This is a genomic window from Marivita geojedonensis (genome assembly GCF_002115805.1).
Taxonomy (GTDB): Bacteria; Pseudomonadota; Alphaproteobacteria; order Rhodobacterales; family Rhodobacteraceae; genus Marivita; species Marivita geojedonensis.
Map to the genome: position 1 here is coordinate 436,786 of NZ_JFKC01000001.1, position 24,668 is coordinate 461,453.

At 61.1% G+C, this 24,668-nt stretch carries 26 protein-coding genes; 10 read left to right on the forward strand and 16 right to left on the reverse strand.

The window, feature by feature from the left end; genetic code table 11:
* Positions 1–43: 43 nt before the first annotated feature.
* Positions 44–1,198: a phosphoserine transaminase gene (locus MGEO_RS02175; protein ID WP_085635039.1), complete on the reverse strand. Its 1,155-nt coding sequence runs from the start codon at positions 1,196–1,198 to the stop codon at positions 44–46.
* 295 nt (positions 1,199–1,493) lie between these two features.
* Between MGEO_RS02175 and serB the strand changes: the two genes are divergently transcribed.
* On the forward strand, positions 1,494–2,384 hold the full coding sequence (gene serB, locus MGEO_RS02180; RefSeq protein ID WP_085635040.1) for a phosphoserine phosphatase SerB: 891 nt from the start codon (positions 1,494–1,496) through the stop codon (positions 2,382–2,384).
* On the opposite strand, the gene MGEO_RS02185 is transcribed toward serB, so the two are convergent.
* Positions 2,356–3,354: an asparaginase gene (locus MGEO_RS02185; protein WP_085635041.1), complete on the reverse strand. Its 999-nt coding sequence runs from the start codon at positions 3,352–3,354 to the stop codon at positions 2,356–2,358. The genes serB and MGEO_RS02185 overlap by 29 nt on opposite strands.
* 174 nt (positions 3,355–3,528) lie before the next feature.
* Between MGEO_RS02185 and MGEO_RS02190 the strand changes: the two genes are divergently transcribed.
* The 4 genes from MGEO_RS02190 to rlmN all read left to right on the forward strand — a co-directional run bounded on the left by MGEO_RS02190 (position 3,529) and on the right by rlmN (position 6,880).
* Positions 3,529–4,062, forward strand: a complete 534-nt coding sequence (locus MGEO_RS02190; protein WP_085635042.1) for an invasion associated locus B family protein — start codon at positions 3,529–3,531, stop codon at positions 4,060–4,062.
* Between the two features lie 126 nt (positions 4,063–4,188).
* On the forward strand, positions 4,189–4,506 hold the full coding sequence (locus MGEO_RS02195) for an ArsR/SmtB family transcription factor (protein ID WP_085635043.1): 318 nt from the start codon (positions 4,189–4,191) through the stop codon (positions 4,504–4,506).
* A 16-nt stretch (positions 4,507–4,522) separates the two neighbouring features.
* Positions 4,523–5,566, forward strand: a complete 1,044-nt coding sequence (locus MGEO_RS02200) for a permease (protein ID WP_085635044.1) — start codon at positions 4,523–4,525, stop codon at positions 5,564–5,566.
* A gap of 126 nt (positions 5,567–5,692) precedes the next feature.
* Positions 5,693–6,880, forward strand: coding sequence for a 23S rRNA (adenine(2503)-C(2))-methyltransferase RlmN (gene rlmN, locus MGEO_RS02205; protein WP_085635045.1), 1,188 nt, complete (start codon positions 5,693–5,695; stop codon positions 6,878–6,880).
* On the opposite strand, the gene MGEO_RS02210 is transcribed toward rlmN, so the two are convergent.
* On the reverse strand, positions 6,877–7,527 hold the full coding sequence (locus MGEO_RS02210) for an NYN domain-containing protein (RefSeq protein WP_085635046.1): 651 nt from the start codon (positions 7,525–7,527) through the stop codon (positions 6,877–6,879). The genes rlmN and MGEO_RS02210 overlap by 4 nt on opposite strands.
* An 85-nt stretch (positions 7,528–7,612) precedes the next feature.
* Entirely contained in the window at positions 7,613–8,575 is a 963-nt protein-coding gene (locus MGEO_RS02215) for an HWE histidine kinase domain-containing protein (RefSeq protein WP_158090959.1), read from the reverse strand.
* Positions 8,576–8,860: 285 nt separating this feature from the next.
* On the opposite strand from MGEO_RS02215, the gene MGEO_RS02220 reads away from it, so the two are divergent.
* The 3 genes from MGEO_RS02220 (at position 8,861) to cueR (ending at position 12,207) form a co-directional block, all read left to right on the forward strand.
* A complete protein-coding gene (locus MGEO_RS02220; RefSeq protein ID WP_085635048.1) occupies positions 8,861–9,256 on the forward strand; it encodes a hypothetical protein in 396 nt (131 codons plus the stop codon).
* Between the two features lie 99 nt (positions 9,257–9,355).
* Positions 9,356–11,818, forward strand: a complete 2,463-nt coding sequence (locus MGEO_RS02225) for a heavy metal translocating P-type ATPase (protein WP_085635049.1) — start codon at positions 9,356–9,358, stop codon at positions 11,816–11,818.
* The gene (gene cueR, locus MGEO_RS02230) at positions 11,815–12,207 is read left to right on the forward strand and encodes a Cu(I)-responsive transcriptional regulator (RefSeq protein ID WP_085635050.1); all 393 of its coding nucleotides are present in this window, start codon (positions 11,815–11,817) and stop codon (positions 12,205–12,207) included. Before MGEO_RS02225 ends, cueR begins: the two co-directional genes overlap by 4 nt.
* Before the next feature lie 57 nt (positions 12,208–12,264).
* On the opposite strand, the gene MGEO_RS02235 is transcribed toward cueR, so the two are convergent.
* Complete coding sequence (locus MGEO_RS02235) at positions 12,265–13,203, reverse strand: aldose epimerase family protein (protein WP_085635051.1); 939 nt, start codon at positions 13,201–13,203, stop codon at positions 12,265–12,267.
* Positions 13,204–13,299: 96 nt separating this feature from the next.
* Here MGEO_RS02235 and MGEO_RS02240 point away from each other — a divergent pair, with 96 nt between their 5' ends.
* Positions 13,300–14,523, forward strand: a complete 1,224-nt coding sequence (locus MGEO_RS02240; RefSeq protein WP_085635052.1) for an MFS transporter — start codon at positions 13,300–13,302, stop codon at positions 14,521–14,523.
* A 9-nt stretch (positions 14,524–14,532) separates the two neighbouring features.
* On the opposite strand, the gene MGEO_RS02245 is transcribed toward MGEO_RS02240, so the two are convergent.
* The 10 genes from MGEO_RS02245 to pncA all read right to left on the reverse strand — a co-directional run bounded on the left by MGEO_RS02245 (position 14,533) and on the right by pncA (position 23,138).
* Positions 14,533–15,189: a ferric reductase-like transmembrane domain-containing protein gene (locus tag MGEO_RS02245; RefSeq protein ID WP_332908298.1), complete on the reverse strand. Its 657-nt coding sequence runs from the start codon at positions 15,187–15,189 to the stop codon at positions 14,533–14,535.
* Positions 15,161–15,619 (reverse strand): peptidase associated/transthyretin-like domain-containing protein, encoded by a 459-nt coding sequence (locus MGEO_RS02250; protein ID WP_408607483.1) that lies wholly within the window; start codon positions 15,617–15,619, stop codon positions 15,161–15,163. Before MGEO_RS02250 ends, MGEO_RS02245 begins: the two co-directional genes overlap by 29 nt.
* 205 nt (positions 15,620–15,824) lie before the next feature.
* Complete coding sequence (locus MGEO_RS02255; RefSeq protein ID WP_085635055.1) at positions 15,825–17,246, reverse strand: homospermidine synthase; 1,422 nt, start codon at positions 17,244–17,246, stop codon at positions 15,825–15,827.
* A 145-nt stretch (positions 17,247–17,391) separates the two neighbouring features.
* Positions 17,392–18,123, reverse strand: a complete 732-nt coding sequence (locus MGEO_RS02260) for an amino acid ABC transporter ATP-binding protein (RefSeq protein ID WP_085635056.1) — start codon at positions 18,121–18,123, stop codon at positions 17,392–17,394.
* Positions 18,123–18,956: an amino acid ABC transporter permease gene (locus MGEO_RS02265; protein WP_085635057.1), complete on the reverse strand. Its 834-nt coding sequence runs from the start codon at positions 18,954–18,956 to the stop codon at positions 18,123–18,125. Before MGEO_RS02265 ends, MGEO_RS02260 begins: the two co-directional genes overlap by 1 nt.
* Before the next feature lie 13 nt (positions 18,957–18,969).
* Positions 18,970–19,782 (reverse strand): ABC transporter substrate-binding protein, encoded by an 813-nt coding sequence (locus MGEO_RS02270; protein WP_085635058.1) that lies wholly within the window; start codon positions 19,780–19,782, stop codon positions 18,970–18,972.
* Between the two features lie 132 nt (positions 19,783–19,914).
* A complete protein-coding gene (gene pncB / locus MGEO_RS02275) occupies positions 19,915–21,207 on the reverse strand; it encodes a nicotinate phosphoribosyltransferase (protein ID WP_085635059.1) in 1,293 nt (430 codons plus the stop codon).
* A 60-nt stretch (positions 21,208–21,267) separates the two neighbouring features.
* The gene (locus MGEO_RS02280; RefSeq protein WP_085635060.1) at positions 21,268–21,723 is read right to left on the reverse strand and encodes a tellurite resistance TerB family protein; all 456 of its coding nucleotides are present in this window, start codon (positions 21,721–21,723) and stop codon (positions 21,268–21,270) included.
* 123 nt (positions 21,724–21,846) lie between these two features.
* Positions 21,847–22,548: a YkgJ family cysteine cluster protein gene (locus tag MGEO_RS02285; RefSeq protein ID WP_085635061.1), complete on the reverse strand. Its 702-nt coding sequence runs from the start codon at positions 22,546–22,548 to the stop codon at positions 21,847–21,849.
* Positions 22,545–23,138, reverse strand: a complete 594-nt coding sequence (pncA, locus tag MGEO_RS02290) for a bifunctional nicotinamidase/pyrazinamidase (RefSeq protein ID WP_085635062.1) — start codon at positions 23,136–23,138, stop codon at positions 22,545–22,547. Before pncA ends, MGEO_RS02285 begins: the two co-directional genes overlap by 4 nt.
* A gap of 113 nt (positions 23,139–23,251) precedes the next feature.
* On the opposite strand from pncA, the gene trhO reads away from it, so the two are divergent.
* Positions 23,252–24,172, forward strand: coding sequence for an oxygen-dependent tRNA uridine(34) hydroxylase TrhO (gene trhO / locus MGEO_RS02295; protein WP_085635063.1), 921 nt, complete (start codon positions 23,252–23,254; stop codon positions 24,170–24,172).
* Between the two features lie 132 nt (positions 24,173–24,304).
* On the opposite strand, the gene MGEO_RS02300 is transcribed toward trhO, so the two are convergent.
* Entirely contained in the window at positions 24,305–24,622 is a 318-nt protein-coding gene (locus tag MGEO_RS02300) for a hypothetical protein (protein ID WP_408607480.1), read from the reverse strand.
* Between the last annotated feature and the right edge of the window lie 46 nt (positions 24,623–24,668).

Below are 24,668 nucleotides of genomic sequence, written 5' to 3' on the forward strand. Positions count from 1 at the left end.
GGGGGATGTGTGGGGAAAGTGCGCGCGGGCGCGCACTTCTGAATCAGGCGGCTTGAGCCAGCGCTTCGATCTCGGCGTGGAACGCCCAGTCGAGCCACGGCAGCATCGCTTCGATATCCGCCGTTTCGACCGTACCACCGCACCAGATGCGCAGACCGGCCGGCGCATCGCGATACGCACCGATGTCCAATGCCACCCCTTCGGCCTCAAGCCGCTTGGCGACAGCCTTGGCGAAAACCGCACCGTCGGTGATCCGGTCATCGGTGAACTTCAGGCAGACCGAGGTATTCGACCGCGTTGCAGCGTCGTCAGCCAGGTTGGCAATCCAGTCGTTCGCGTCGCAGAAATCCCAGACCGCTTTGGCGTTGGCATCCGCCCGCGCCATCAGCCCCTTGAGACCACCAACCGACCGCGCCCATTCGAGCGCCAGAAGGTAATCTTCGACCGCCAGCATGGAGGGCGTGTTGATGGTTTCACCAACAAAGATGCCTTCGATCAGCTTGCCGCCTTTGGTCATGCGGAAGATCTTGGGCAGCGGCCAGGCCGGTGTGTAGGATTCGAGCCGTTCGACCGCACGCGGGGACAGGATCAGCATCCCGTGCGCCGCCTCGCCGCCCAGCACTTTCTGCCAGGAGAACGTCGTCACATCGAGCTTGTCCCACGGCAGGTCCTGCGCAAAGGCCGCCGATGTGGCGTCACAGATCGTCAGACCTTCGCGGTCCGCCGGGATCGCGTCGCCATTGGGCATGCGCACGCCAGAGGTGGTGCCGTTCCAGGTGAACACGACATCGGTGGTGTAATCGACCGTCGCCATATCAACGATCTGACCGTACTCAGCAGTCTTTACCTCGGCGTCGATCTTGAGCTGTTTCACCACATCGGTGACCCAGCCTGCGCCGAAGGATTCCCAAGCGACCATCGTGGCTTTGCGAGCGCCCAACAGCGACCACATCGCCATCTCGACCGCGCCGGTGTCGGACGCCGGCACGATGCCGATGCGGTAGTCGGCGGGCACACCAAGCAGCTCGCGCGTCTCTTCGATCGCGGCTTTCAGCTTGGACTTGCCGACAGCAGCCCGGTGGGAGCGGCCCAGCGGCGCGTCAGCAAGATTTTCGAGTTTGAAAACGGGGGGTTTGGCACAGGGGCCAGAGGAGAAACGCGGATTGGCCGGCCGCGTTGCCGGTTTTGCAATAGCCATGTAGCTACCCTTCCAGATAAGCGCCCCTCGTTGGGGAGGGGTGTCCCACCGCTGCGTGTATGCGGGCGGCATGCGCCGCGCAAGTCGGAAAATGCGACCATTGTGACGCATTTGACGTTTCCCCAGAAACACGTGTTGCGGATCGGAAACTTGGGATTTTTCCCCATGGGTGGCGGCAAGGGAGATGGGTTCTTTGCGTATTTGGAAAGAGAAGAAGACACCTGCGCGGTTCTTCCATCTGGCCTTTTTCGGAGTCGGTGGATAGATCGCCACAAACTCTGACTGGAGATACACCATGTTCACTGCCACGTTGATTGCCCGTCCGGGAACGCTTGATCCCGCGCTTGCCGAGGCGCTGCGCAACGCATGGGGTGGCGGCGATCTTGTCTGGCTGTCACCGGATGAAGCCGCGGAATTCGAGATGCCGTCCGTGCCGGATACAGCCGACTCCAGTTGGACCACGCTTCAGGATCAAGGTGTCGACCTTGCGATCCAGCCCAGCGAAGGACGCCGCAGGAAGATGCTTCTGGCTGACATGGACAGCACCATGATCCAGCAGGAATGCATCGACGAGTTGGCCGAGGTTGCAGGCGTCGGCGCACAGGTCAAGGAGATCACCGCCCGCGCAATGAATGGCGAACTGGATTTCGAAGGCGCACTCCTTGAACGTGTCGGCCTGCTCAAAGGATTGTCCGAGAGCGTGATAGACGAGGTTCTGGAGCATCGCATCACGCTGATGCCGGGAGGTCCCGCTCTGCTTGCGACGATGAAGACACATGGCGCCCATGCGGCGCTTGTGTCGGGTGGTTTCACCGCCTTCACGGCACGGGTGGCCGCAGCACTTGGGTTTGACGAGAACAGAGCCAACACGCTGCTCACCGAAGCGGGGGTGCTGACGGGTGATGTCGCGCGGCCGATCCTCGGGCGGGAGGCCAAGATTGCCGCGCTGGAAGATATCACCAGCCGGCTTGCTCTGTCCGAACACGATGTCCTTGCCGTTGGCGACGGGGCCAATGACCTCGGTATGTTGCAACGCGCCGGGGCGGGCGTGGCACTGCATGCCAAACCAAGCGTTCAGGCACAGGCCAAGCTGCGCATCAACCACGGGGATCTGACCGCCCTGCTTTTCCTTCAGGGATACGCCCGAGACAGTTGGATTACGCCAGAAGTCCCGGCGCGGGTCTGATCTCCCCGGTCACCAGCCCATCCCGATTCACGATTGGTGGATTCAAGAAGGCTTTGACTTCGGGATGTTCTGCGTCGAGCATCTCAAGCCGCACGAGGAGTGCTGCAATCGCGCATTCCGCCGCTCGGGTTGCCCCATCTGCAGCCTTGACCGCGACACCAAGCCCACGCGTCGGCAGGATGGCTGTGAAGTAGCCTTCTGCGCCGGTTTTGAGGGCGACGGGTTCTGACGCCACGCGCATAAGCCGCGTGCATGCGCGGCCTTCACCTGCAACGAGTTCGGGATGCGTATGCATCGCCTCCACGAGTCGGGACGCGGACGTGCTCATCGTGTCTGACCGCTGCGCCGATGTGGCAAACCACGCCATCGCCCGCGCCATGCCATGCATGGTTGTCGCGAAATTCGGGGCAGAGCAGCCATCGATCCCGAACCCCGGGCTGGCCTGATCCGTGACGGTTTCGAACGCTTCAAGACAAGCCGCCTGCACGGGATGGTCAGGATCGACATAGTCGGGACCCGCTCCAAGATGCTGCGCCAGCGTCAGGAACCCCGCATGTTTGCCCGAGCAGTTGTTGTGGACCCGGCATGGGGTTTCATAATTCCGGATCATCGCCAGTTTGAGATCGGTATCCCGACTCACCTGCGGACCGCAGAGCAGCGCCGAGTCGTCCAAACCGAGGTCCGCGAGCCAGCGATTGACGCGCTCAACATGTATTGCGGCGCCCTGATGCGACGCACAGGCGAGGGCAAGGTGTTCCGTGGTCAACCCACGTGCGTCCGCCGCGCCCGACGTTACCAGCGGCAGCGCTTGTATCATCTTTGACGAGCTGCGCGGAAGCACCACTGCATCCGGATCGCCCCATGCGGCCACGATCTGTCCGGAGCCGTCGCAGATGACTGCGTGGCCGACATGATGGCTCTCTTGAAACGGGCCGCGCCAGACTTCGGCCAGTGAAGCGGGTTGTCCCATGGGTAGACGTCCTCGATCTTGGGCAAAAAACTGCCAATTGGGCTTTAAACACCCCCATAAATCAGGCTAAATTGATGCCGTCGAGAGCAAAGTTGCAGTGACATAATGACGGGCTAAACCCATACTGCATCGGACAAACATTTTGAGGCAAGGGACAGTCTGGAGGCTGGACGCATGAATTCATGGATTGGCGGAGCGGTCGTCGGCGCACTTGCGCTGGTAACGGCAGGTGTGGGCGCAGCGCAGGAAACAAGCACGAACCGCGTGAATGCCATCACCGATTGGAGCGTGTTCGAAGGGCAGGACCCGCGGGAATGCTGGGCGGTCACCACCTATAAGGAAAGCGTGAACACCCGAGGCGGTCGTGTTGTCGCCGTGACACGAGGCGAGATCCTGTTGATGGTGTTCTACCGTCCGGGCGCCGAGGTGCAGGGTCAGGTCGCCTTTACCGGCGGTTACCCGTTCGCGCCGGGATCGACCGTCAACGTGAATATCAGCGGCACCGAGTTCGAGCTGTTCACCGAGGGTGAATGGGCATGGCCGGCAACACCGCAGGACGATGCCAAGATCGTCACCGCAATGAAGCGTGGCGCAGATGCGGTGCTCACCGCTCAATCGGCGCGTGGGACCACCACCAAGGACACGTTCTCCCTGCTGGGCTTCACCGCAGCGGTCGAGGATGCGGAAAAGCGCTGCGCAAACGGGTAATCCGTCAGGACAGACGCAACACACTCAACGCCGATCAAGAGGCCGGATCAGACGATCCGGCCTTTGGATTCTTGTGCCCACGCATTCGCAGTTGCAATAAAACTATAAATCTAGTCATATAGTGACATGAATCAGACCCAACTCATCGCCCGCGCCCTTGCGTCCCTTGGCCACGAAGCCCGGCTTCAGATCTTCCGCGTGCTGGTCAAAGCCGGGCATAACGGCCTGACCGTGAGCCAGATCGCAGCCCATCTTGGCCTGCCCGCATCCACACAGGCGCATCACCTGCGTATGTTGGTTGATGCGGGCATGGTTGTTCAAACCAAGCAGGGCCGCGAGGTGATCAACACGGTCGATTTCAACCGGATGAACAGCGTGATCGGATTTCTCTCCGAAGAATGCTGCAAGGGCTTTGCGGCGGACAGCGCCGATACTGCCGCCTGAACGAAGGAAACACCTGATGGCCGACCTGTCCTCCAACGCCCCACCGAACCAAATCTGGGTCGCCGTCAAGAAACAGAAGGTCTGGATCGCCTCCGGCATCCTGCTGCTTCTGGTCGCTGCTCTCTCACCCGATCAGGCAAGGGACAGCTTGGGCTTTGTCGCGCAGTCGCTGTTGACCACCGCGCCCTACCTGCTGCTGTCCATCGGGATCGCAGCTTGGGCCGTGGCCACAGGTGCAGACAACCTGATCGCCCGCGCTTTCACCGGATCGCCGGTGCTGATGATCTTTCTTGCAGCCTTGGCGGGGGGCCTGTCGCCCTTCTGCTCCTGCGGGGTGATCCCGTTGATCGCAGCGCTGCTGACCATGGGTGTGCCGCTGTCTGCGGTGATGGCGTTCTGGCTGGCATCGCCTGTGATGGACCCGTCGATGTTCCTGCTGACATCGGGCGTGCTCGGCTTCGAATTCGCAATCGCCAAGACGCTTGCCGCCATCGGGTTGGGCGTCGCAGGCGGGTTCATTGTGATGGCTCTGGCTGGAAGCCACATCCTCCACGATGCACTGCGCGACGGCGTTGGCAATGGCGGCTGCGGCGCGGCCAAGATCCGCAATCCGAAGACCGTTGTCTGGCGCTTCTGGAACCACGGGGACCGGGTCGAAAAATTCGGCAAAGAGGCGTTCAAGACGACACTCTTTCTGGCGCAATGGCTGACACTGGCCTTCCTGCTCGAAAGCCTCATGCTGGCCTATGTGCCTGCGGAAACCATCACCTCGGTTCTGGGGGGCACCGGCATAGGCCCGATCGCAATTGCCACCGTGGTTGGTGTGCCAGCTTACCTGAACGGCTACGCCGCTCTGCCACTCATCAGCGGGTTGATGGAGCAGGGCATGGCGCAAGGCGCGGGTCTGGCGTTCCTTGTCGCCGGGGGTGTCACGTCATTGCCCGCCGCTATCGCCGTTTGGGCCTTGGTGAAGCCGCGCGTGTTCACGCTCTACATCGCCATTTCGCTGGGTGGTGCGTTTATGATCGGGTTGGCCTATCAGGGCTGGACGCTGATCTGAGCGCGGGAAAGCGTCTTCGAAGACGCTTTTCAAGGCTCTTGCAAGAGCCTTGGCCCCGCATTCCCCTTTGGCATCCGGCAAAGAATCCTATATGTGGCCCATCTCTTTTCGAGAAAGGCTGACCCCATGACCGGCTCTGCACCGATCACGCAAGACGTATTGACCATCCCCCGGAAGCTGCCGGAGGGGGGCAAGACGAATATTGTCGGTCTGACGCGCGACAAGCTGCGCGAGGCGCTGATCGCGATCGGCACGCCGGAAAAGCAGGCCAAAATGCGGGTCAACCAGATCTGGCAATGGGTCTACCAATGGGGCGTGCGTGACTTTCACGCGATGACCAACCTTGCCAAGACCTACCGCGCCCAACTCGATGAGCATTTCGAAATCGCCCTGCCCGAGATCGTGTCGAAACAGGTCTCGGCTGATGGCACCCGCAAATACCTTGTCCGGATTGCAGGCGGGCACGAGGTCGAGGTGGTCTACATCCCCGAAACCGACCGTGGCACGCTCTGCATCTCGTCCCAGGTGGGCTGCACGCTCACCTGTTCCTTCTGCCACACCGGAACGCAGAAACTGGTCCGCAACCTGACCGCAGGCGAAATCATCGGTCAGGTCATGCTGGCCCGCGACGATCTGGATGAATGGCCGCAACCGGGCGTCGGCACAGGCGACGCGGGTCCGCGCCTTCTGTCTAACATCGTTCTGATGGGCATGGGCGAACCGCTCTACAATTTCGACAACGTGCGCGACGCGATGAAAATCGCGATGGACGGCGAAGGCATCGCCCTCAGCCGCCGCCGCATCACGCTGTCCACCTCCGGCGTCGTGCCGGAGATCGCCAAGACCGCCGAGGAGATCGGCTGTCTCCTCGCGGTCAGCTTCCACGCCACAACCGACGAGGTGCGCGACAGGCTGGTGCCGATCAACAAGCGCTGGAATATCGAAACGCTGCTGGACGCGCTGCGCGAGTATCCGAAAAAATCGAACTCCGAACGCATCACCTTTGAGTACGTGATGCTCAAGGATGTGAACGACAGCGACGAAGACGCCCGCCGTCTGGTCAAACTGATCTCGGGCATCCCGGCCAAGATCAACCTGATCCCGTTCAACGAATGGCCCGGCGCGCCCTACCAGCGTTCTGACTGGTCGCGCATCGAGTCGTTTGCCGACATCATCTACAAGGCCGGCTACGCGTCCCCGATCCGCACCCCGCGCGGCGAAGACATCATGGCGGCCTGTGGTCAGTTGAAATCGGCAACAGAACGCGCCCGCAAGAGCAAGGCGCAGATTGCGGCGGAAACGGGTACGGGTTAGTCCGACACGTCCGGCTTCAGGTGGACACGGGCGCCCTGTCCCGTGCCGTTCATCTTGAACAACGACTCTCGCCCCTTGAAATAGGCGCGCCAGTTCTTGTGATCGGTCGCGCTGATCTTTGTTTGAAATTTTTGCCACATCAATGGGTTGACCTCACACAGCGGCATGGACCCGCCGCGTTCCCTGACAGTCTGGACAACCCTCTGATCCATCTCCGAAAGGTGCGTCTTCTTTGGAGGCACGGGAGATTTGCTGCGCAAAAACCGGAATTCCGAACACGCCGCCTGCATCTCTGCACGCGTCTTTTCTTCTCCCATGCCCAGAACGTGCACACCTCTTGCCCGGAGGCAACAGGCGAGGTGGACGAAATCCGCGTCGGAGCTGCACAGCACAACGCTTTTTACCTCATGGGTGCAGACATATTCCGTCGCTTCAACGGCAAGGCAGATGTCCGTGGCGTTTTTGCCGCCCCCGGAATAGCGAAACGTAAAGGAGGGGCTGTCGGACCAACCTTGCAACGCGTTTACAGCACCATAGACCCGCGCCATCACAACCGGCCCAAGCGCTCGTGCTGATCGTATGATCCTGCCGGCAAACGACGAAGACAGGTTGTCCCCATCGACAAAAACCGCAACTGGCCCGCTCATATCCACCTCTCACACATCGATTGCCCGTGATTGAAAGCAGGCAATAGGACGAGAGTATGACGCAGATTGGCAGGGAAAGGGGCGCTTACCCAGCGCCCCCGATCTCGAGCGAATAGATCATCTTGCCGTCCGAGAACTCGCGCGCGGCGCTGCCGTCAAGCTGGCTCGGGATGATCGTGTTCAAAAGCATGGTGCCATAGCCCGACTTGTCCGATGTCTTTCCCGTATCGATCCCGTTCTCAGTCCAGCGGAACAGGCAGCCATTGCGGGGAAGAATATCCCAGGAAATCGTCAAACCACCATCGGGATGACCCAGCGCACCGTATTTGATCGAGTTGGTCGCCAACTCATGGACCGCCATCGAAATCGCCTGCGACTGCACCATCGACAGCGGGTAGTCCGGCCCGTCGATACGGATCCGCTCCTTCGCGTCCTTGGCATGCGCGGTCAGCTGATCCTCGACCACATCCCTGAGCGTTTCCAGTCCGCCCCGGTCGCCGGTCAATTGCCGGTTCACCCGAATAAACGCACCGAGCCGCTCTTCGAAATTGCGGACGAACTCCGGTACCGACTGGCTGACCCGCGATGTCTGGCGTGCAATCGCGCTGATGATGGTAAAGATATTGCCGACCCGGTGCTGCAACTCCCCGAGAAGCGCATTACGCATATCGCGCATCTTGACCTGGTCGGTGACGTTTTCAGTGAACTGGATCAGGTAGGCACGACCATCGCTTCTGTTCTCGAGCCGCGCGTGCAAGGCCGTCCACCACTGTTCCCGCACGACACCGTCAACGGTAATCCTGAATGGAATCTCAGAGATCGTCATCGGATTGCCCGCCAGAGTTTCCTCAAACACCGCCTTCATGCTGCCCACGCGGTCATTGGATTCGGGAAAAGCGTCGAACACATACGTTCCGACAAGGTCCTCGAGGCTCATGCCAACCATTTTCAGATACGCGGGATTGGCGGCAACAAAGACGAGCGAGTCGTCGAGGATCATCGTGGGCGCAGGCGATTCCCGGAATACCGCCTCGTAGTCTAGGGTCATTGGGAAACAGGTCTTTCGTTCAGATCTTCGGCGCTTCATCGCGTCGAATGGGGCATCATCACCCAATCCGGGAAAATTGTCATCTCCAATATACCTTTGCGAAGGTGACTGGCGGGACCCCTCTGCCCAGTCCGATAGGGGCCCGGAAAGCAAAAGAGTTTATTCCCGATTTTTTTTATCAGATTTATTCTTTAAGGTCGGCCCTAGGCTGAAAACCGAGGATCAAGGATGCATCACACGCCGATTCGTTTATCCGAGAGTGAGCTCCGCAGACCGGAACTGCGTGTGGTTTTTCTGCTCCGCGCCTGGCAAGGGGATGTCGAAACGCAGGCAGACGTCTGGAACGACCTTTGCCGCTCGATGGGTCAGGCCCGCGCACGCGCCTGCCTGCAGGCTTTCGAACAGATGCTTGGGCTTCTGGTCAAACATGGTTGGCAGACTCTGACTGTTCTTCCGCGGGACACAGATGGTGTTTCCGCTGACGAGGCCGCCATCGCCCGTTTCGTCATGGCGGCAACAGAACAAAAGCGCGAAGCTGCTCTTGCACAAGCGGGATTCCTTGTCTCACCTGCCGCGCTGCTGCCACTCGTCTGTGCGGCATCACGGTTCGGGTTGCCGCTTCTGTGTGAGGACTGTCGCGCGCGGGTCCGCAGCGAAGTGGTGCGCCCCCGGCTTAACTGAAACCCCTCTATCATCGCTCAGTGTGGTTTTCCGAAAAAGCCCCTTGACCTTCCGGTGACTGGAAACCCTATCTGATCCCCAGAACAAAGGATCAGACCCATGACAACGCTTCGCTTTGCAGTCGACAACCTGAGCTGTGCCGGATGTGCCGGGCGCGCTGAACGCGCGTTGGCAGCTGCGCCCGGTGTGTCGGAAGCATCGGTGAATATTGCAAACCGCATGGCTCAGGTGACCGGCAGCGCCTCGTCCGAAACGCTGCGCTCCGCTCTGAAATCCGCGGGATATCCGGCGCGCGAAACAACTCTCCGCCTGTCGATTTCCGGGATGAGCTGCGCGTCATGTACCGGTCGGGTGGAACGCGCTCTTCAGGCAGCGCCCGGCGTCGTGTCAGCCAGCGTCAACCTTGCCACAGAGACCGCAAGCGTTCGTGTGCTTGACGGCTCGGTGACACCCGAAGCGCTGGCAAAAACCGTGACCGAGGTCGGATACCCGGCGAAACCGGTCACCACCGACACCCAGACGGAAACCCCTTCCGAGGTTCCGGCGCTGAGGCGCGATACGCTGATTGCCGCCGCATTGACCCTGCCGGTGTTCCTGACCGAAATGGGCGGTCACATCTTTCCGCCGATCCACCACGCCATCATGGGCAGCATTGGGGTGCAAACCTTCTGGGTGCTTCAATTTCTTCTGATCACGCTGGTCCTGATCTGGCCCGGTCGTCGGTTTTTCCGCATCGGGCTGCCGCTTCTCGCCAAGGGCAGTCCGGACATGAACAGCCTCGTCGCACTGGGAACACTGGCTGCGTGGAGCTATTCGACCATTGCCACGTTCGCACCGGGGCTTTTGCCTGAGGGGACCCGAGCGGTCTACTTCGAAGCCGCAGGTGTGATCGTTACCCTGATCCTCGCCGGACGCTGGATGGAAGCGCGCGCCAAGGGCCGCACCGGAGCGGCGATCCGACATCTGATCGGACTTCGTCCCGACACCGTGCGGGTCGATCGCGATGGCGGCTTCACAGAGGTTCCCCTGTCCGAGGTCGTAACCGGAGACCGGATCAAAGCCCGCCCCGGCGCGCGTATCGCCGTCGATGGTGTGGTGACCGAAGGCACATCGTTTGTCGATGAATCCATGATCACGGGTGAACCGGTCCCAGTGGCCAAGGCCGAGGGTGATGCCGTAACAGGCGGAACCATCAACGGACAGCGGCCCCTGATCTACCGCGCCACCGCGGTCGGGTCGGATACTGTTCTCGCCCGGATCATCGACATGGTTCAGACCGCACAAGGGGCAAAGCTCCCGATCCAGGCGCTGGCTGACAAGGTGGTCCGCATCTTTGTTCCGGTGGTGCTTGCCATTGCTGTGCTGACAGTTCTGGTGTGGCTGACGATTGGCCCCTCCCCCGCACTCAGCCACGCCCTCGTGGCCGGGGTTGCGGTGCTGATCATCGCATGCCCCTGCGCCATGGGTCTCGCCACACCAACCTCGATCATGGTGGGCACAGGCCGCGCGGCAGAACTCGGCGTGCTCTTCCGAAAGGGCGACGCACTCCAAAGGCTCGATGCGGCGAAGGTCGTGGCTTTTGACAAGACCGGCACCCTTACCGAGGGCCGCCCGACCCTTGCCGATCAGGCCACTCTGCCGGGCTTTGACGCAGCCGAAGCACTGGCACTGACCGCCGCGCTCGAACAGGGCTCCGACCACCCGATCGCCCGCGCCATCCTGACTGCGGCGCCAACTGACCTGCCCGGAGTGACGGACGCGGAAACCGTTCCAGGCTATGGCCTGACCGGCTCGGTCGATGGCAAAGCCGTGCTGGTCGGCTCTGAACGTCACCTGATCGAACAGGGGGTCGACACCACGCCGCTCAGAGACGCCATCTCGCGCTTTGCCGATAAGGGCCACACGCTTGTTTGCCTCGCGGTCGATGGCCAAGCCGCTGCTGCTTTCGCCGTTGCCGACCAGATCAAACCTTCCGCAAAGGCCGCCATTGATGCGCTGCATGATGCCGGTCTCAAAGTGGCGATGATCTCGGGCGACAGCCCGACCGCCGCCGAAGCCATCGCGCGCCAGCTTGGTATCGACCATGTGACCGCCGGGGTGCTGCCTGACGGCAAGGTCGACGCAATCAAGGCGCTGCGGGCTGATTTCGGTCCGGTCGCCTTTGTCGGGGATGGGATCAACGACGCTCCGGCGCTGGCCGAAGCCGAAATCGGTCTCGCCATTGGAACCGGTACCGACGTGGCAATCGAGGCGGCGGACATCGTGCTTTCCTCGGGTCGCGTCTCCGGCGTGGTCAACGCGGTAGAAATCTCCCGCCGGACCATGCGCAACATCCGCCAGAACCTGTTCTGGGCCTTCGCCTACAACACAGCGCTGATCCCGGTCGCGGCGGGTGTGCTCTACCCGGCCTTCGGCATCCTCCTGTCGCCGATGCTGGGTGCAGGTGCGATGGCATTGTCCTCGGTCTTTGTGCTGACAAACGCGCTGCGTCTGCGCCGGATCGCACCGGCGCAACAGGACCGCCCAATGCGCAGCGCCACAACAACGGAGGCCCCGGTATGAACATCGGAGATGTTGCAAAGCGCGCGGGCCTTCCGGCCAAAACCATCCGCTACTACGAGGATATCGGCCTCATCACACCGCTCAGAGATGATAACGGGTACCGTCGTTTCCGTGACAGCGACCTGCACAAACTGGCCTTTCTTGGCCGTGCCCGGGCACTTGGCTTTACCATCGAAGACTGCCGCACCCTTCTGGCGCTCTATGACGACAAGACCCGGGCCAGCGCCGATGTAAAGGAACTGGCACAGGCGCACCTGAACAAGATTGAGGACAAGATCGCGCAACTGCAGTCGATGCGCGACACGTTGTCAGAGTTGGTTCAAAGCTGCGCCGGCGACAACCGGCCCGACTGCCCTATCCTCAGCGATCTCGCCACCGGGCAGCACTGACGCGACCAGTCTGGCATCGCGCGGCTTTCCATCTGCGGATAGCGTCCAAGCATCACCCTAACCGATCTCGATCGACGTCACCTGACGGTAGGGGCGTTCCGGTGAACACAGGATCGATCCGAAGCCCGGCACATTGACCGCATTCGGAAAATCCTGCGCCTCAAGGCACAAGCCGGCGAACCGCCCATGCGCCGCGCCCCGGCCCTCCGGAAGGACCGGTTTCAGGGTGTTTGAGGTGTAAACCTGCAATCCCGGACGGTCCGTCCAGAGCCGTAGATATGTCCCGTCAGGCACCGTGACTTCTGCCGCCGGATCGGATCCGGCAGTCAGAACAACGTTCCCATCCCATCCCTCTGCTTCACCCTCACCAAGCCGGACCGGATTTCGGAAATCATATGAGGTGCCATCAACCGGTTCGATCCTTCCCACGGGCACGAGATCCGGGCCGTTCGGTGTATACCTGTCCGCAGCAATCCGGAGCCTGTGATCGGCCACCGTTCCGCGTCCCATCAGGTTGAAATAGAGATGTTGCGCAAGGTTGACCGGCGTAACCCGGTCGGGAACAGCCTCCATTTCCCAGGTCAGCCGACCACCCGTCAGTCGCATCACCACCCGAAACGCAATGCGGCCGGGATAGCCCTGATCCCCATCTTCCGAAGTCAGACGAAATTCCACCGCTCGGTCCCCATCCGGCGACATGTCCCAATTGCGCCATCCAAGCCCCCGCGGCCCTCCATGCAGATGATGCGGTGGTGCGTTGGCAGGCAGTTCGTGGATCTCACCGTCCAAAGTGAACCGCGCGCCCGATATCCGGTTCGCCACGCGTCCACAGATAACGCCCATACTGGCCGGGTTCTGCCGATAGTGCTCCGGCGATGCGTAACCAAGAACGACAGGCCTGCCTCGGATCCGCCAATCCATCACCGCGCACCCGATCGACAGAACGGTTACCTCGGTCTCTTCGTCCCGCAACACATACGCCGCGATCTGATCCATAAACCCCTCCCGAACCCCATGAACCGATCCTGCTGAATTCGGCGCGCATATGCAAATTCCGCTGGCTCCGCGCCGGGTTCCGCCTAGAGTGTCGGCATGGACGCACCTTCTGCACTGGACAGCCGATATTCCTGGACCCGCCTTCTGGTCACTCTGCTGATCGCGGTGATGGGTAATGTCGGCATGTGGGCCATCATTGTCGTCATGCCCGAGGTGCAGGAAGAGTTCGGGGCGGGGCGGGCGGATGTGTCGCTGGCCTATACCCTGACGATGATCGGCTTTGCCTTGGGCAATTTCTACGTTGGCCGCGCGGTGGATCGGTTCGGGATCACAACGGCGCTGATCGCCTGCGCCCTGACCTTGACCGCATCCTACGCGCTCGCAGCGCTCAGTCCATCGCTGCTGATCCTGACAGCCCTGCAATTCGTGATCGGCTTTGCAACGGCCTGCAGTTTTGGTCCGCTCATTGCTGACATCTCTCAGTGGTTCCTGAAACGACGTGGCATTGCCGTCGCTATCGCCGCATCCGGCAACTACCTGTCTGGCGCGATCTGGCCGCTGCTTCTGGGCTACCTTGCCGATGGGGCAAGCTGGCGTTGGAGTTATTCGGCGCTCGCAGCCCTGACGCTGATCATCATTCCACCGCTGGCGATGATGCTACGCACCCGTGTCCCCGCCGAAGCACTCGCAACCGCAGACACCCAATCGGCCAGCCGCACGCGCGCCACCGGCTTCACCCCACGCCAGTTGCAGTGGATGCTTGGCATCGCCGGAATCGGGTGCTGCGTAGCCATGTCGATGCCGCAGGTTCACATCGTTGCGTTATGCGTAGATTACGGCTTCGGCGCAGCAGTCGGGGCAGAGATGCTGTCTCTGATGCTCCTCGGCGGGGTGGTCTCCCGTCTGATCTCGGGCACGCTGGCCGACCGCATCGGCGGCGTTCCCACCCTGCTCATCGGCTCGACGCTGCAAGCCATCGCGCTGTTCCTGTACCTGCCCGCGGGCGGGCTGGTTTCACTTTACCTCGTCAGTCTGGTTTTCGGCCTGAGCCAAGGCGGCATTGTTCCAAGCTATGCCGTGATCGTCCGCGAATACATGCCATCGCGCGAAGCAGGTGCGCGGGTCGGTTTCGTGATGATGATGACCATCATGGGAATGGCGCTTGGCGGCTGGCTGTCCGGCTGGATCTATGATGTCACGGGCAGCTACCAATGGGCGTTCGTGAACGGGATCGTCTGGAACGGTATGAACATCGCCATCATGATCCTCATCTTCATGCGCGGTCAGAGAAACGGTGCGATCCGCACCGCGCCAGCCTGAACGGAGCCGTCACCGGGACTTTGACGCAGACAGCAGGGCCCAGACACGCCGAGCCGCCACGACGCGGCCCAGAGCCATCACGATCAGCGCCGCGAGCACCCATTTTGAAACAGTCTCCATTGTGCCCTGAATCTGAACGGCGTGCAGAACAGTCCCAATGACGATCACCACGGCAAGCCCTGTATGCGCAATGCGCCAAAGCCTCAGGCGCGACCCCATACGCCGCCGCAGGATCGCCAGAACAGCCGCTCCGAATACGGCCCACATCGCGATCACACCCCAATCGGAAAACGGTGTCGGAGAAACAAAAAGCAGCGCGTCGATGACATCGGGCGGACTGGTCATCCAAAGCCCTATGACATGCACCAGCACCGAAAGGACAAGCGCCAACCCGATGACTTGATGTGCCCGTCGCCCGCGCAAGGCCTCAAGACCGGGAAGGAGACCACCGACGAGGAGCGGCTGAAGAAGAAGCAGAACCATCCCCACGACGCCTGCAAAACCGGCGAGGATGTAGATCGGGTCTCGCCACTGGAGAAGCGGACTGCTCAGGGCATACCAGCACGTCACCAGAACTGCCGCGATCAAACCGCCCCAGATCAGCGCGGCACGAAGCCCACTCACCTGCCAACCCGGCTCAGGCCGGTTCCAGAACGAAATGCGCACTCAGGCTGGTATCCCCCGCATTCGCCATGATCGGCCGCAGAAACACCGTTTTGAATTCACCGCTGTCATATGCAAGGTGCCCGTGCGGCTGACCGAAGGCGGGCACGATCTGCGGCATCTCCAAACGGAACTCGCCATTGGCATCGGTCAGCGTGGCGCCGTGACTGTGCCAGTCCCGCTCATGTCCCTCGGTTGTATGCGCCCAGATCTGGATGCGCTGTCCGGCCAGAGGCGCTCCGTCGCCAGCCCGTCGAACCGACCCCGTCATCCAGAATCCGCCGCCTCCAATCCGTTCCACGATCGGAGCGCCCGGACGGTAATTGTTCGAGCCACCGCGCATCGACGGGGTCGGCGCGACACCCTTCGCCCGTGCTGGAACAATCAGGCCGGAACCGAGAAGTCCCAGCGCCGCCGTACCGCCGGCCATCATGCCACGTCGTGTCAGGGAACGGATATTCATTACACATCTCCTGTCGAAACAGTCTTGGGGCGCGGACCGCATATCCTCCGGTCAACGCCCCGGCAGAACGTCGATATTCAGGTAAGCTAGGCCAAAGATCCTGTTCGGAAAAGCTGTCCCACAGCTTCGTGAAGCCGGACAGGCGACCAGCCGCCGCCCTGCCCGTCAGGTGCAATCAGCTGGCCAGTACGTTCCGGAACAGCCAGGGGTCGCTTTCGTCGATATCTTCGGGGAAATGCTCCCAACGGTCCTGAAGCGGAGTCCAATCAGTGTAGTGCGCCTCGACCGGACCAAGGTAGGGGCGCTGCACCTCGAGGCATCGCGCGTGATCCATCTCGTCGGTCTCGACAATCCCAGCGTTCGGGTTTTCCAGCGCCCAGACCATCCCGGCCAGAACCGCCGATGTCACCTGCAGACCCGTCGCATTCTGGTAAGGTGCCAGATCACGCGTTTCCTCATTCGAAAGACGCGATCCATACCAGAGCGCGTTCTTCTCATGGCCGTAGAGAAGCACGCCCAGCTCGTCGATCCCCTCGACGATCTCATCTTCGGTCAGGATATGATGCACCTTCTGCTGTTTGCCGGACCCGAACATCTCGTGCAGAGACAGCACCGCATCGTCACAGGGGTGATAGGCATAGTGGCAGGTGGGCCGGTACTCGGGCGCATCTGCATTGCCGACCGTATAGTAATCCGAGATCGAAATCGCCTCGTTATGCGTCACGAGGAACCCGAACTGAGGGCCGGGCGTCGGACACCATGTGTGCACCCGCGTGATCGCGCCGGGCCGCTCCAGCCAGATCGCAGCCTGGCAACCGGTGTCATAGGAATGGCCGTTTTCGGGGAACCACGTCTCGTGCGTGCCCCAGCCCAGTTCTGCCGGTTGGAACCCCTCGGCAATGAAGCCCTCGACAGACCACGTATTGACGAACACATCCCGAGGCCGGGGCTGGCGGCGGGCCTGAGTGTCGCGTTCGGCAATATGAACCCCCTTGACGCCCAGCGACTGCATCAACGCAGCCCAACCCGCACGGTCCTGCGGCACCGCGACGTCACGACCGGTGTCCTTGGCCAGCGTCAGTAGCGCTTCCTTCACAAACCAGGACACCATCCCCGGGTTCGCCCCACAACAGCTGACCGCAGTGGTCCCGCCGGGATTGGCCGCCTTTTCGTCCCGAACCTTCTGCCGCAGCGCATAATTCGTCCGCGCGGCATTGTCGGCGGTGTCAAAGTAATACCCCGCCCAGGGCTCGACCACCGTATCGATGTAAAGCACGCCGATCTCGCGGCAGAACTTCATCAGATCCAAAGACGAGGTATCGACCGACAGGTTGACACAGAAACCTTTGCCCTCAGAGAACAGCTCGCCCAGAACCTCGCGGTAATTCTCGGGCGTCAGGGCGACCTGCAGATGATTGATCTTGTGCTGACGCAGGAAATTTGCCTGCCGCGCATCCGGTTCGATCACGGTGAATTTGTCCGCATCATATTCGAAATGCCGCTCGATCAGGGGCCATGTACCCTTGCCGATAGAGCCAAAACCGATCATCACAATCGGCCCGTCGATGCGACCATAAACTGGATGGTTCTGCGTCATGACATTTCCTTGTCTGTTCCAGGATCGAACCCGTACCGACACGAGTCGGTGACCCGGTCTCTAACGTGACCCGGTGTCAGAGTCCAAGACTCCCCCCGGCGGCGGACAGGACCAGCCAAAAGCCGACCGGGCGAAGAAAGACTTTTTACTTCAGTGCGCGTTCCAGAAACGCGCGGGTCTCAGCCCGCTTCGGTGCGTTGAATATCTCCGACGGCGGGCCCTCCTCGATGATCTTCCCATCCTTGAGGAAACACACTTTGTCGGCAGCCTGCCGGGCGAACTCCATCTCATGCGTCGCCAGCACCATTGTCATACCTTCCGCCTTCAACTGCAGAAGCACATCCAGAACCTCGCCCACCAACTGTGGATCCAGCGCCGAGGTGATCTCATCAAAAAGCATCACATCGGGCTTCATCGCCAGCGCCCGGACGATCGCCACACGCTGCTGCTGACCTCCAGAAAGCTGGTCCGGATATTTGTCCATGCGATCAGCCAGCCCGAACCGCGTGAACAGGGCTTCGACCTCGGGTCGCACCTCCTCGCGGGATTTGCCTTTGACCCGCCGGGGCGCCAGCATCGCATTTTCAAGCGCAGTCATATGAGGAAACAGGTTGAAGCTTTGGAACACCATCCCGATGCGTGACCGCACCCGCTGTGGATCGAGGCCGGGAACTGACACGTCCTCCCCGTCAAGCAGGATCGCTCCGTCCTCAATAGGTTCCAATAGGTTGATGCAGCGAAGAAGCGTGGATTTCCCGCCACCCGAGGCGCCGATCAGGCAGACCATCTGGCCTTCTTCCACGTCCAGATCGATCCCGTCGCAGACCGTCACATCTCCAAAGCGCTTGACGACGCCGCGCAACTCCAGCTTGGCCATCAGCGCCGCTCCTGCCGCTGTCGCGCCATCAGATAATCCGCATAGCGCGTGGCCGGGATCGTGACGATCAGAAAGATGATGGCGGCACCGACATAAGGCGTGAAATTGGCCAGCAGCGACTTGAACACGCCAGCCTGCCGAAAGATTTCAACAGGCCCGATGAAACTCAGAAGCGACACGTCTTTTTGCAGCGCGATCAGCATGTTCATCTGCGCTGGAACCACGTTGCGAATGGCCTGCGGCAGAACCACATCGCGCGTCACCTGCCGCTCCGTGAGGCCAAGCGACAATGCTGCTGAACGCTGACTGTGATGGACGCTGTCGATGCCCGACCGGAAAATCTCGGCGACATAGGCCGAATAGGTCAGGATCAAAGCAAGCGATCCCCAGATATAGGGCGAATTCCAAGGACATGGCAAACCCAGACCGGGGATGCCGAAGCCGATCAGGTAGACCGTCAGGATGACAGGGATACCCCGGAAGATATCGGTAAATGCCGTACCGAAGATCCGCAAAGGAAACAGCGCCGGTGACTTGGTGTCCCGTGCCAGCGCAATCAGGAGGCCGAGAATGGCAATTGCGGGGGCCGACCATGCAAAGATCATCACGTTGATCTTGAAGGCGTCCAGCAGCTTGGGAAAGGTCTGGACCAGCGTTGCGCCGTTGAAGAAACTGCGCTGCACTTTTTCCCAGCCGGGGGTCATCGGCACAAGAATGACGATTGCCGCAACGACCAAGACGGTGCTGGTCGTTGCGATGATCGCTGCGCGTTTTCGCTGCGCGGCCTCATAGCGTTGGCGGCGGGTAAGGCCCGCCGCTTTCTGCTCTGTCATAGGGCGCGCCCGCTTATTTGATCAGCGGCACACCGGTGGTGTCCTGCAACCACTGAGCCTCGATCTCTGCCAGCTTTCCGCTGTCCTTCATGGCGTTCAGTGCCTCATCGACACAGGCCTTGAGCGGGTTGCCCTGTTCCATCAGCATGCCGAACTGATCAGGATTGTCGCTTTCGTCCGGCGCAAACTGGCCGATAACTTTCGATCCTTCGATCATCACCGCCGACAGGAACAGAGCCGTTGGCAGATCGAACAGCGCCGCATCGATCTGGTTTGCGCTCATTGCCGCGTTCACATCGGCGTTGTCCCCATAAAGCAAAGGCGCGCTGTCCGGTTGGATCACGGTTTCAAGTTTCGGAACGGCCGTGGTCGAACCGACCGCCCCCCACTTCAGCCCCCGCAGCGCCGCAAGTGTCGGCTCGGTCTCCGTTGCACCGGGGCTGACCAGTACCGCCATGGGCGCGGTGTAATAGGGCACCGAAAAATCAACCACCGCATCGCGCTCCGCGGTGATCGAGTATTGCTGCATATTGAAGTTGAAATTCTTTGCGCCCGGCTGGATCGCCTCATCGAAGGAAGACCGAACCCAGACAACGTCTTCGTCGGCAAACCCCATTTCAGCAGCCACCGCGTACGCCACAGCCGCCTCAAAACCCTCGCCGCTTTCCGGCGCATCGTTCAGCACCCAGGGGTAGTAGGCAGGGTTGCCCGTGGCGATGGTCAGCTTGCCGTCTTCAAGCGTCTTTCCCGCCGCGCAATGGCCACCTGCCATAGCGGACGTCGATACCACGGCCAGCACCGCAGTCAGAGTGAGAAATCTGGACATAACGAAAACCTTCCTGTTTGGACTTTTGCCGCAAGGATATGGCTGGCGCTGAAAAAGAGTCCAGCACCATCGCCACTGCGCGCATATAGGAACCGGAAATCCGGTGGAAACTGCCCAAAGCGCAGGACGCGCTCAGACCACCACGTCCAAACGCTTCTGGTCGCCGACGCCGAACACCCGCTTGTAGCGGTCGATCTGGTCCTGCGGCCCCATCGCCTTGTTCGGATTGTCCGACAGTTTGACGGTTGGCCTTCCATTCGCCTCGACCGCCTTGCAGACAAGGCTGAACGGAGCCAGCCGGTCATCCGGCGTCAATCCGCGGAAGTCGTTGGTCAGGAGTGTGCCCCAACCGAACGAGACACGCACGCGCCCCGCAAACTGTCGCTGAAGCTCGAGAATCTTCTCCACGTCCAGACCGTCCGAGAAAATCACCAGCTTCTTCGTCGGGTCCTCGCCCCGCTCCTGCCACCAGCGGATCGCAGTTTCGGCGCCAGCCGCCGGATCACCCGAGTCGATCCGGATACCAGTCCACCCCGCCAACCAGTCAGGCGCGTTCTTCAGGAAACCTTTGGTGCCATAGGTGTCGGGCAGGATCATCCGCAGATTGCCCTCGTGCTCCTCATGCCAATCGGCCAGAACATCATAAGGCGCTTTCGCCAGCGCCGCGTCGTCCTCGGCCAGCGCGGCATAAACCATCGGCAATTCATGCGCATTGGTGCCAATGGCCTCAAGGTCGCGGTTCTTGGCGATCAGGCAGTTCGACGTGCCGACAAAACTGTCACCCAGCCCCTCGTACATCGCCTGCACACACCAGTCCTGCCACAGGAACGAATGCCGCCGCCGCGTGCCGAAATCCGCAATCCGCAGCTCCGGAACCTCGCGCAGCTTTTCGATCTTCTCCCACAGCTTCGTCATCGCGCGGGCATACAGCACCTGCAATTCGAACCGCCCCATACCGTTCAGGACCGCGCGCCCTCGCAGCTCCATCAGCACAGCAAGCGCCGGGATCTCCCACAGCATCACTTCAGGCCAGGCGCCTTCAAAGGTCAGTTCGTATTGATCGCCAACGCGCTCCAGATGATAGGGCGGCAGGCGCAACTGCTCGAACCACTCCATGAAATCGGGACGGAACATCTGACGCTTGCCGTAAAACGTGTTCCCGCGCAGCCATGTGCTCTCGTTGCGGCGCAAAGACAGCGACCGGATGTGATCCAGCTGTTCGCGCAATTCGCCTTCGTCGATCAGCTTGGCCAGGGGCACATGCGAGGACCGGTTGATCAGGCTGAACGTCACCTGCGTGTCGCGCTTGTTGCGGAACACCGACTGGCACATCAGCAGCTTGTAGAAATCCGTGTCGATGAGCGACCGCACAATCGGGTCGATCTTCCATTTGTGGTTCCAGACACGGGTGGCAATATCAACCATAATGGTCTCCAAAGGCGCAGGCGCCTCGCTTAGACCAACCCTGCCGGGACTTGTCCAGTGTCAGTGGTTCTTGTCCCAGTTCGCGACCTCTTCATCGCGGATGCGTTCGCAGGTCGCCTCGTCCACTCCCAACAGCCCGGCAATCTCTCCAACCAGCAGGTCTTCCTTGGCGTGGCGGTTGCCGTCGGCATAGACCACATCCCAAAGCGCAGCGACTGCCGCCTCGCGTTTTTCCTCACTGATATTATCGGTCAGGATCGCGGCAAGGTCTTCCGTGCGTGGCAATTCATGCTCCAGCTTTTCGCACTGCGCGCGCATCTTGGCCGCCTCCAGAGGCTTCAGCCCGTACATCTTGGCCAGAACGCGGTCGATCTCTTCGACCTCCTGGAAAAGATAGGCCTTGTCCGCCATCGCGGTCCGCACCATCAGCGCACCCAACGCGAATTTCGCATCAGCGGGCGGCAGCGGTGTGGACGGCGTGGACTTGTCAAAAAGGGCAAGGATACGTTCAAACATGGCTCGGTGCCTCTAGGGGTCGTGTTTTCTTTCAGTCTACGAAACTCTGCGACAGCGACAAAGAGGGAAACCGGTTTGACCGCGTGTCGGCCCAGAACAGTGCGGATTGGGAAACACCCCCGATCAGATGCGCGACAGGTCCCGCTTGCTGCGCTTCAGTTCCGCGTCCAATTCTGTCGGCTTATGCCGCGCAGATGCCAGAGCGCCTTCCAAGGATGCCCCGTCCACCGCCGCCGCTGCAACCCTGGCCATCGCATAGGTCGATACCCGCTTCACCCCTTTCAGCGCGGCCCGGCTGAGGCCAATGGCAGCAAGATAAGTGTGGTACGGCCCCAGCGTGCCCGGACCGCTTGCCGCCTGCCCGTCCGACACGGCTTTGCATGCCTCCACATCCGTCGACACATAGGCACGGCAGATCATCGGCCGCGCATCATAGGCGCGGCAGCTGCGCGTCTCCGGGTCAAGCGACGGGCAGGCCTTCGGGTGCCACGCACGCCCATCGGGTTGCCCCGCCAGCGCGGCCAGCGCCCTGTGCAGCGCCACAGCCTCCGCTTCGGTGATGGTCCCACCATCGTCCCCCGACAGGATGCAGCAGAAGGCACAGCCTTCCGCGCAGGCCAAACCCTGCGGTGACATGGCCGACAGTGCCACCCGCCCGACGCCGGTAGCGGCGGTGCCATCGGCAAGCTCTTTACCTGCGCGGGCGACATCCGCCTGCGCGCCGACATAGGCCATCAACCCCCGCCGTGCCCGGTCAGTTACCTCGGGCGCGCTGCCAGAGCGGGCCTTGCTCAGACGGTCAGACAGCGTGGGGGCTTTGCTCATGTCAGCGTCACGCCGGCCTTGAGCATATCCGCCTTGGCGGCCTCAAGTGATCCGTTCAGATCAATCGCGCGGCACAGCTCCAGTTTCACGGTCACGTCAAAGCCCAGCTTGGCGGCATCGATGGCGGAATAGGCGACACAGAAATCGGTGGCGAGTCCGACCATCGTCAGCTTTGTAATGCCGCGCGTGCGCAGATAGCCTTCCAGCCCGGTCGGCGTAGTGTGGTCATTCTCGAAGAACGCGGAATAGCTGTCGATGGCACGGCGGAACCCTTTGCGGATCACCATCTCTGCACGGTCGGTATGCAGGTCCGCGTGAAACGCCGCACCCTCCGACCCGATCACGCAATGATCCGGCCAGAGCACCTGCGGACCGTACGGCATGTCGATCAGACTGTATGGGTCCTGCCCCTCATGCTGCGAGGCAAAGCTCGAATGATCCGCCGGGTGCCAATCCTGTGTCAGAACCACCGCCTCGGCCCCGTCCATCAGTGCGTTGATGCCGGAAACGATCTGGTCGCCCTCGGGCACCGCCAGCGCACCGCCGGGGCAGAAATCGTTTTGTACGTCTATGACGATCAGCGCGGACATGGGGCAAGCCTCCTCTTGGATACGTCTTGGGTAAGAACCCCGCCTCCAAGGGTCAAGGGTTGCGGCATTCAGGGACCTTGCCTGCACGGGATTCGAGGCGTAATCCCGCGCCCATGTTTACGGTTTGCGCACTCTATCACTTCACCCGCTTCGACGACCCGGCTTCGCTGCGCGAGCCGCTGCTGGCCGTCTGCCGCGACAACGCCATTACCGGCACCCTGCTGCTCGCCAAAGAAGGCATCAATGGCACCGTCGCCGGACCCGAGGCTGGCATTAACGCTTTGTTAACTCACCTGCGCGCCCTCCCCGGGTGCGCCGATCTGGAATGGAAGCTGTCGACCGCGCGGGACCGTCCCTTCGCCCGGATGAAGGTCCGCCTGAAGAAAGAGATCGTCACGATGGGCGTGCCCGATGTCGATCCGCGCGCCAAGGTCGGGCATTACGTGCAGCCTGCGGACTGGAACGAATTGATCAAAAGCCCGGATGTGGCGGTGATCGACACCCGCAACGATTACGAGGTCGCTATCGGGACCTTTGAAGGCGCGGTCGATCCCAAGACCGACAGCTTCCGCGAATTCCCGGAATGGTGGGAAAAGAACAAGGACCGCTTCCACAACAAGCGGATCGCGATGTTCTGCACCGGCGGCATTCGCTGCGAAAAGTCCACCAACTACCTGATCAGTCAGGGGGTGGATGAGGTTTATCACCTCAAGGGCGGGATCCTGAAATATCTGGAAGAAGTTCCCGCCGAACAAAGCACATGGCAGGGCGAATGCTTTGTGTTTGATGGTCGCGTGTCGGTTGGGCATGGGCTCAAGGAAGGGCCGCATTTGCTTTGCCATGCCTGCCGCCGCCCGATTTTACCGGATGATAAAAAACGCCCTGAGTACGAGCACGGCGTGTCCTGTCACCTGTGCATCAATGAGACCTCGGACGAAGACAAGGCGCGGTTCCGCGAACGGCAGAAGCAGATCCGTCTGGCCGAAGCACGCGGCGAGCGGCACCTTCATGCGGATGTGGTTGACGAAACGTAAATAGGTCCGGACCAGTCCTAATGTTTCGCGCGCGAAACATTGGGTCAGGTCTTCGCCCCTTTTTCGTTCACACTTTTTTGGGGACTTGGCTGGCAGTCACAGCGGCTGGGCTTTCCCTTAAAGAGCTCACCGTCAACGCCGCAGGATGACACGTGTGTCTGACCATCCGTCCACCGAACATTTCGCCCGAATGAACAGCGGCTCATCGGGCAGATCGTTGACCGTCAGGCTTCGGGTAAACGGTTGCTCCTCAACATGCGGATGCAGCAGTTCCTGCGTGCCAACCACCGTCCCGTCCTCAGTCTCTATACGCCACCCATCCGCGTAATGGTCCCATCCGGTATCCGGGTGCGCCAACGTGACGGAAACGCGCGATCCAGAGATTTCGACCCCGACAATGTCAGGTGGGTCGGCGAGAACGGGTGCCGCGAAACAACAAAGAGCGATCAAGGAACGGGTCAACATTTCCACAGCATAACAGACCGATCTTCACACG